The organism is Hydrocoleum sp. CS-953, from assembly GCF_002260545.1.
Lineage (GTDB): Bacteria > Cyanobacteriota > Cyanobacteriia > Cyanobacteriales > Microcoleaceae > Trichodesmium.
On record NZ_LGSU01001190.1, the window covers coordinates 1 to 7740 of the forward strand.

A 7740-nucleotide genomic window follows, 5' to 3' on the forward strand; every position below is an offset into this window, starting at 1 on the left:
ACTTTATTGGGTTTTCTATAGCACATTATCAAGTAAAACTAAAAAAACTTTCACACCATTAAGCTCAAAATATCTTGATATTTCCTGTTATTTTGTTCATCAGCTATTGAATTAGAACCAAATATTGAATTAGAACCAAATGCGGTCGATCCTTACAATAATCGAGGAATTATTCGGTGGCAGTTGGGAGATGATTAAAGAGCAATTGCTGATTATTCTCAAGTGATTTACTTGAGACCTAATGATGCTCAAGCCTATTTTAATCGGGGTATTGCTAAATTAGAATTAGGAGATAAAGAAGGAGCAATTGTTGATTATAATCGAGCAATTTAACTTAAACCAAATTATGCAGAAGCTGATTTAAATTGAGGTAATATTTGGCAAAAATTGGGAAATTATCAACAAGCAATTGCAGATTTTTCTCAGGCAATTAAGTTAAATAATAAATTAGCAGATGCTTATAATAATCGGGGTAATATCCGCCGTTTGTTGGGAGATAATCAGGGAGCAATTATTCACTATAATCTAGCGTTGCAAATTAAACCAAATTTGCCAGATACTTACAATAATCGGCGTAATGCTTATAGTGCTTTAGGGAATTATTCAGAGGCTATATCTAATTATAATCAAGCTTTAGAACTTAATTCAGATTTATTTTTAACTTATAATAATCGAGGTGCTGTTTATGTAGACTTAGGAAATTTTGAGGCAGCTTTAGCAGACTTTATTAGAGCCATTGAATTACAGCCTAATTTTGCTAATGATCCATGAAAATCGTGGAATTATCTATCAGCAATTAGGTGATTTGAATAAAGCTTTAGAATATTTACAAAAAGCTGCTGAATTATTTGAGCAAGAAGATAAAAATTCTGAGTCGAAAAGACTCAAAGAAGTAATTGATAAAATTCAGCGGGATAGTGAAATTAAATCAATTTAATTTCCTAATTCTTGGAGGAAACCAATATTGTAGGTTGGGTTGAGGAACCGAAGCCTAACTTAAAGCTATTTCTACCATGAAGATTTCCCCTACTTTTAATTAGGAATCGAAGGTCCGAGTATTTGTTTACCTTNCCTAATTCTTGGAGGAAACCAATATTGTAGGTTGGGTTGAGGAACCGAAGCCTAACTTAAAGCTATTTCTACCATGAAGATTTCCCCTACTTTTAATTAGGAATCGAAGGTCCGAGTATTTGTTTACCTTGTTTTTCTATTGCTGCTAATTCTAAATTTAATTCTAAAATTTTTTCCAAAATATTGTCATTATTATTAAATTTATAAGCTTGTATTACTAACTTATCTAGTTGAGCATGAAGTTTAAAAAGTTGACTGCTAGGTTCGGTAAAAAATTGATTATAAAGTTGAGTTATTCCCCACTGTTTTTCTTCCATTTGTTTTGTACGATATTGATGTAGTTGTTTGGTAGTTTCCCGAATTTCCTGTACTAATTTTTGACTAGGGTTTTGAGGAAATGGAAAAGTTTCAAAACAGGTATTATGAGTGTAGCGAATATCCCCTTTAAGAGTTGAACTTTTAGCCTGAATCCAGATACGATGAACTTGAGATAAAAGAATGCCAAGAATGTAAAAATCTTCAGAAGCAACAACTTTCGTTGTGTTTCCTGGAAGCCAACTAGGAAAGCAAGGAATGAAAATTGCCCATTTTGATACTTCTGGTACGGCAAAATAACATGATAAAGGAGCGATCGCTTTTCTCATTTCCAGTCTTTTTCCTTCGTACTTCCACCAATTTACTTTTAACTTAGAATTGCGATTATTTTGGCGTTCTTTTGGAATAGTTTCTCTGACTCTTTCAAAAGGTTTTTGATAATAACTAGCTTCTTCAATACTCATATCATTAAAATCAATAATCCAACGTTCAGGTTTTCCATGAGGATTTTGTGCTAGATTTCTCCCCATTGAAAATAGTTTCAAAACATCTTGATTTTTAGCATCAGCTTCAATCCAAATATTTACCTCCTTCTCAGTAACAATAAATCCTTTACCATTAGGAATTACCCCTTGAAAACATTGATTTTTATTAGCCTTTAACTTAACTGCTCCAGAAACATCTATCGTCGAAGTCAAGGATGAATTAATCAGACTAACTTTTTGATTATCCAAATAATAACCTTCAGGTTTTTGCTTACTCCAATTAATAATACTAACATGAACATTTGCTTCCCCAGACCAAGGTTGAGTCGAAATCGCCTCATGGATATAACCACCATTTTGAGTAATAAAATCTAGAGAAGCAACTCTACTTTTTCCCTGACTAACAGAATTTGTTCCTACCAACCCAGCTCTACCATTTTCTCCTAAATATTCGTGAGCTAGTCGATACCAATAACAGCAAAAATCTACAGAATCTTTCACATCATAAAACTGTTCAAAAACTCTATCAACATACTCATCTCCAACAGCTAATCTAATATGTTTTCCCCCCAAAAAAGGAGGGTTGCCAATAATAGCATTAGCCTCCGGCCATCTACTAAATAAAGCATCTTGACAAACAATATTTTTATCCGAAGTATCCAAAGGCAAAGCAGGTTCAGTTAACTTAAACTTATCAATAGCAACCTTCCGAGCAATCATTAAAGTAACCCTTGCCAATTCCACAGCAAATTGATTATTATCCATTCCATAAAATTGTACTGGAGTAACAAAACTCATTTCTATTTGTTCCTCTTTTGAACGGCGACGACTAGCAACTTTTTCTAATAACAACTGTTCAATTCTTTTCAACTCCTGATAAGCAATATAAAGAAAATTTCCCGAACCACAAGCAGGGTCTAAAACTCGATAACCTTGTAATTCAAGCTGCAATTTATTCAACTCTTTAATAGTAGTTGCTGCCTCAATTTTTTCCTCCCAAAATTTACTAATAGTCGGTCTCACAATTTTCATTATGTCAACTTCAGAAGTGAAATGAATTCCATAACTATGACGCTTTTCCTTATCAGTTGCTGCCTCAAATATATTGCCAAAAATTGCCGGGCGAATTTGACTCCAATTTTGCCTACCACAAGCCTCCAAAATCCTCAATTCCGATTTAGTTAACTCTATCGGAGGAAAGACAGAAAATCAACCACCATTAAAATAATCTACTCCTTCATAACGCCCAGTCGGTGTAATTCCAGGCTGATTCATTTCTCGAAATAATCCACCAATAATGTCATAAGAATTACCATCTTTTAAACAGTCTTGAACACAAGAAATAAACAGATTTTCCGGTAACATTCCTCTGTCAGCAGCAAACATTGCTAAAACACATTGCAATACAAATCTTTGAGCATCAAACTGATTAAATAATTTTTGTTTTTTACCTCTTTCTTGTAATTCTTGAAAAAGCTGCCCCATTCGTTTCGCTGCTGTTTCTGTGACTTCGACTTGGTTATTTCTAAATACTGGTTGCCTATTAGCTATTTCCATGAAGGTAAAAGCACCAGAACGTTCAGGTATTTGTGTCAACGGAATGCAGTCTACTGGAGTATCTAATTGAGTGTTGAAGTCAAAAATCCAAAATTCGTTAAAATTGCAAAGTATCACATATTTCGGGCGGTCAGGAATTAAACGTATCCAATAATCAAATGCTTGGGAATAATATTTGTTTAAGTCTTCCCCACGTTTTTTCATTTCTATTAAAACCCGTGGTTTCCACACTAAATCTGCAAAGCCTGTATTACCTTTTTTACTACCTTTTTTAATTCTTTTTTCATAAGTTGCTCCTGCTTCTATTGCTCCCTCATGTCCGAATGCTTGAAAAAAGCGATCTAAAAATATTTGTGCTTCTCCTTTTTCATCTCCAGTGATGTGTTGTTGACAGAAAATGACAAAATTTTGGAGTTTTTCAGTAGAAGCTGACATGATAATTATTCCTTTTTTCCTTTTTTAAAGCTCGTAAGTAGGTTGTAATATTTTATCGTAGGGGTTTTCTCCAAACCCTGGTCTCCAAACCCTGGTCTCCAAACCCTGGTCTCCAAACCCTGGTCTCCAAACTCTGGTCTCCAAACCAAACGCCAAAATAGGATTTGGAAACCAAACCCCTACAGCTTTTTTCACAAATCACTTTACCGAAATAATTAATAATTAAACAATTAAATAATTCACGGCTTGAAGCCTCCCCTTTCAAGGGGAAAAAATAAATCTGTTCCTTATTCGTCAATCCTCTCCCTAAAAGGGAGAGGTAATTATCAATTATCAATTATCAATTAATGAACGCCTTTATTATTCGTAACATTCTTTTTTCAAAATGCTATAACACCTCATCTTTTCATCTTTACATCTGTGGGAAAATCCCTGTTTGCCCTATTCTCCCACTCCTAATATTCATAACAAAAAAACACCTACTTAAAAGTAACAATAAATCCTTTGCCATTGCGACATAAAACGCAGCGCGACATCAAAAATGAAATAACAGACGGCTAACAACTGCCCACTAACAACTAACAACTAAAAACTGATAACTGATAACTGATAACTGAAAAAAACCCCCCACCAAAGGTAGGAGGTTTAATTTAATCTAACCTACTAAACCAGAGTTCAGCTAATCTCTAAAAATTAACCAAACTTACCAGCAGTCGAGGCTATCAAGAACGCGGCATAAGTCAGCACATAACCCACCGTAAAGTGAGCTAAACCAACAACACGAGCTTGAACAATAGAAAGAGCAACAGGCTTATCCTTCCAACGAACCAAGTTAGCTAGAGGAGTACGCTCATGCGCCCAAACAATTGTTTCAATCAACTCTTGCCAATAACCACGCCAAGAGATGAGGAACATGAAACCAGTCGCCCAAACTAGGTGTCCGAATAAGAACATCCAAGCCCAAACAGACAAGTTGTTAGTTCCATAAGGGTTATAACCATTAATTAACTGGGAAGAGTTCAACCACAGATAATCACGGAACCAACCCATTAAATGAGTAGAAGATTGATTAAACTGAGCTAAGTTACCTTGCCATGCAGATAGGTTCTTCCAATGCCAGTAGAATGTTAGCCAACCAATGGTGTTTAACATCCAGAACATAGCTAGGTAGAAAGAGTCCCAAGCAGAGATATCGCAAGTACCACCACGACCAGGGCCATCGCAAGGGAATGCGTAACCGAAGTCTTTCTTGTCTGGCATTAACTTAGAACCACGAGCATCCAACGCACCTTTAACCAAAATCAAAGTAGTTGTATGCAGACCTAAAGCGATCGCGTGGTGAACCAAGAAATCTCCAGGTCCAATAGTTAAGAACAGAGAGTTAGTACCACTATTGATAGCATCTAACCAACCTGGTAACCATACAGCACTAGGAGTGGAAGCAATACTATCAGCGTTAGACAACAGCACATCCATGCCGTATAAAGCCTTCCCGGAAGCAGCTTGAACGAACTGAGCAAATACNCCTAAAGCGATCGCGTGGTGAACCAAGAAATCTCCAGGTCCAATAGTTAAGAACAGAGAGTTAGTACCACTATTGATAGCATCTAACCAACCTGGTAACCATACAGCACTAGGAGTGGAAGCAATACTATCAGCGTTAGACAACAGCACATCCATGCCGTATAAAGCCTTCCCGGAAGCAGCTTGAACGAACTGAGCAAATACTGGCTCAATCAAGATTTGCTTTTCAGGAGTACCAAAAGCAACCACTACATCATTGTGGACATAAAGACCTAGAGTGTGGAAACCTAAGAATAAAGAAACCCAGCTCAAGTGAGAGATGATAGCTTCCTTATGGTTTAATACACGATCCAATACGTTACCTTTATTTTGCTCTGCATCATAATCCCGTACTAGGAAAATTGCACCGTGAGCAAAAGCACCTACCATAATGAAACCAGCAATATACTGGTGGTGGGTGTAAAGTGCAGCCATTGTAGTGTAATCCCTTGCCATGAAAGCATAAGGAGGCAAAGCATACATATGCTGTGCAACCAAGGAAGTAATTACACCCAAGGAAGCTAGAGCTAAAGCTAACTGGAAGTGTAGAGAGTTGTTTAGAGTTTCATACAACCCTTGGTGAGGCAAGTTAAACTGACCTTGACTCTTACCACCGATTAAACCAGCTTTGGAATCAAGCATTTCTTTAATGCTGTGACCGATACCAAAGTTAGTCCGGTACATATGACCAGCAACGATGAAGATAACAGCGATCGCCAAGTGGTGATGAGCCATATCAGTCAACCACAGGGACTCAGTTTGAGGATGGAAACCACCCAAGAAAGTCAAAATTGCAGTTCCCGCACCTTCAGAAGTACCAAACACATGGTTAACAGTGTCAGGATTTTGAGCATAAACGCCCCAATTTCCTGTAAAGAACGGGCCTAAACCTGCTGGGTGAGGCATAGTTGTTAGGAAGTTATCCCAACCAACGTGCTGTCCGCGAGATTCAGGAATAGCAACGTGAACCAAGTGACCAGTCCAAGCCAAGGAACTAACACCGAACAGACCTGCTAAATGGTGATTTAAGCGGGACTCAGCATTTTTGAACCAAGCGAGACTAGGACGGAACTTGGGCTGGAGNTGCTGTCCGCGAGATTCAGGAATAGCAACGTGAACCAAGTGACCAGTCCAAGCCAAGGAACTAACACCGAACAGACCTGCTAAATGGTGATTTAAGCGGGACTCAGCATTTTTGAACCAAGCGAGACTAGGACGGAACTTGGGCTGGAGGTGTAACCAACCAGCGAACAGCATGATGGATGCCAAAACCAGGAGGAAGATAGAACCCTGGTATAAGTCTCCATTTGTTCTCATGCCGATGGTATACCACCAGTGGTAAATACCAGAATATGCGATATTTACTGGGTTAGAGGCACCTGCTTGAGTGAAAGCATCAACTGCAGGTTGACCGAATTGAGGGTCCCAAATCGCGTGGGCGATAGGACGTACATTTAGAGGATCTTTAATCCACTGTTCAAAGTTTCCTTGCCAGGCAACGTGGAAGAGATTACCAGAAGTCCATAAGAAAATGATTGCCAGATGACCGAAGTGAGAAGCAAAAATCTTTTGGTAAAGATTTTCTTCTGTCATGCCATCGTGAGTCTCAAAGTCATGAGCTGTAGCAATCCCGTACCATATCCGCCTGGTGGTTGGATCTTGTGCCAGGTCTTGGCTGAATTTTGGGAATTTTGTGGCCATAAATCTTTGATCTAAGTCTCGCGTGTCTTTGAGAATTTAGTGAGAATTTAGATTGAAATAGGGGATTGAGGATGAATCAACCCCCAAGTAAGAATGTTAAAACGTTATTGGATTCTTATCCTACTGAAATTATTCTACACAGGAAGAATGCCCAGGTTGTAGCAATTCCACCTAGGAGATAGTGAGCTACCCCCACTGCCCGACCTTGGATGATGCTTAAAGCACGAGGCTGAATTGCTGGAGCAACCTTTAACTTATTATGAGCCCAAACAATAGACTCAATCAACTCTTGCCAGTAGCCACGACCACTGAACAAGAACATTAAGCTAAATGCCCAGATAAAGTGTGCTCCTAAGAACAACAAACCATAGGCAGACAGAGCTGAACCGTAGGATGTAATTACATTTGAAGCTTGCGCCCAAAGGAAATCACGCAACCAACCATTAATGGTTATTGCACTTTGTGCAAAGTTACCGTAGGTAATGTGAGATACTGAACCGTCTGCGGCTACTGTTCCCCAAACGTCTGACTGCATCTTCCAGCTAAAGTGGAAAATCACAATTGACAGAGAATTATACATCCAGAACAGACCTAAGAACACATGGTCCCAACC

At 38.3% G+C, this 7740-nt stretch carries 4 protein-coding genes and 5 pseudogenes; 2 read left to right on the top strand and 7 right to left on the bottom strand.

The window, feature by feature from the left end; genetic code table 11:
* Positions 1 to 204: 204 nt before the first annotated feature.
* Positions 205 to 771 (top strand): annotated as a pseudogene (locus AFK68_RS19460) (tetratricopeptide repeat protein).
* Positions 761 to 937, top strand: a complete 177-nt coding sequence (locus AFK68_RS19465; RefSeq protein ID WP_094674309.1) for a tetratricopeptide repeat protein — start codon at positions 761 to 763, stop codon at positions 935 to 937. The pseudogene AFK68_RS19460 and the gene AFK68_RS19465 overlap by 11 nt, the downstream one beginning before the upstream one ends.
* Positions 938 to 1163: 226 nt before the next feature.
* Here the strand turns inward: AFK68_RS19465 and AFK68_RS19470 are convergent, their stop codons facing one another.
* From AFK68_RS19470 to psaA, 7 genes and pseudogenes are all read right to left on the bottom strand, one after another.
* On the bottom strand, positions 1164 to 3041 hold the full coding sequence (locus tag AFK68_RS19470) for a DNA methyltransferase (RefSeq protein WP_246844291.1): 1878 nt from the start codon (positions 3039 to 3041) through the stop codon (positions 1164 to 1166).
* Positions 3042 to 3080: 39 nt separating this feature from the next.
* Positions 3081 to 3863, bottom strand: a complete 783-nt coding sequence (locus tag AFK68_RS42090) for a type IIL restriction-modification enzyme MmeI (protein ID WP_246844292.1) — start codon at positions 3861 to 3863, stop codon at positions 3081 to 3083.
* Positions 3864 to 3887: 24 nt separating this feature from the next.
* On the bottom strand, positions 3888 to 4058 hold the full coding sequence (locus AFK68_RS37065; protein ID WP_168186556.1) for a hypothetical protein: 171 nt from the start codon (positions 4056 to 4058) through the stop codon (positions 3888 to 3890).
* A 498-nt stretch (positions 4059 to 4556) separates the two neighbouring features.
* Positions 4557 to 5387: pseudogene (gene psaB / locus AFK68_RS39265) on the bottom strand (photosystem I chlorophyll a apoprotein A2); the annotation flags it as partial.
* Position 5388: 1 nt separating this feature from the next.
* A pseudogene (gene psaB / locus AFK68_RS39270) lies at positions 5389 to 6509 on the bottom strand (photosystem I chlorophyll a apoprotein A2); the annotation flags it as partial.
* A 1-nt stretch (position 6510) separates the two neighbouring features.
* Positions 6511 to 7127 (bottom strand): annotated as a pseudogene (gene psaB, locus AFK68_RS19480) (photosystem I chlorophyll a apoprotein A2); the annotation flags it as partial.
* 115 nt (positions 7128 to 7242) lie between these two features.
* A pseudogene (psaA, locus tag AFK68_RS19485) lies at positions 7243 to 7740 on the bottom strand (photosystem I core protein PsaA); the annotation flags it as partial.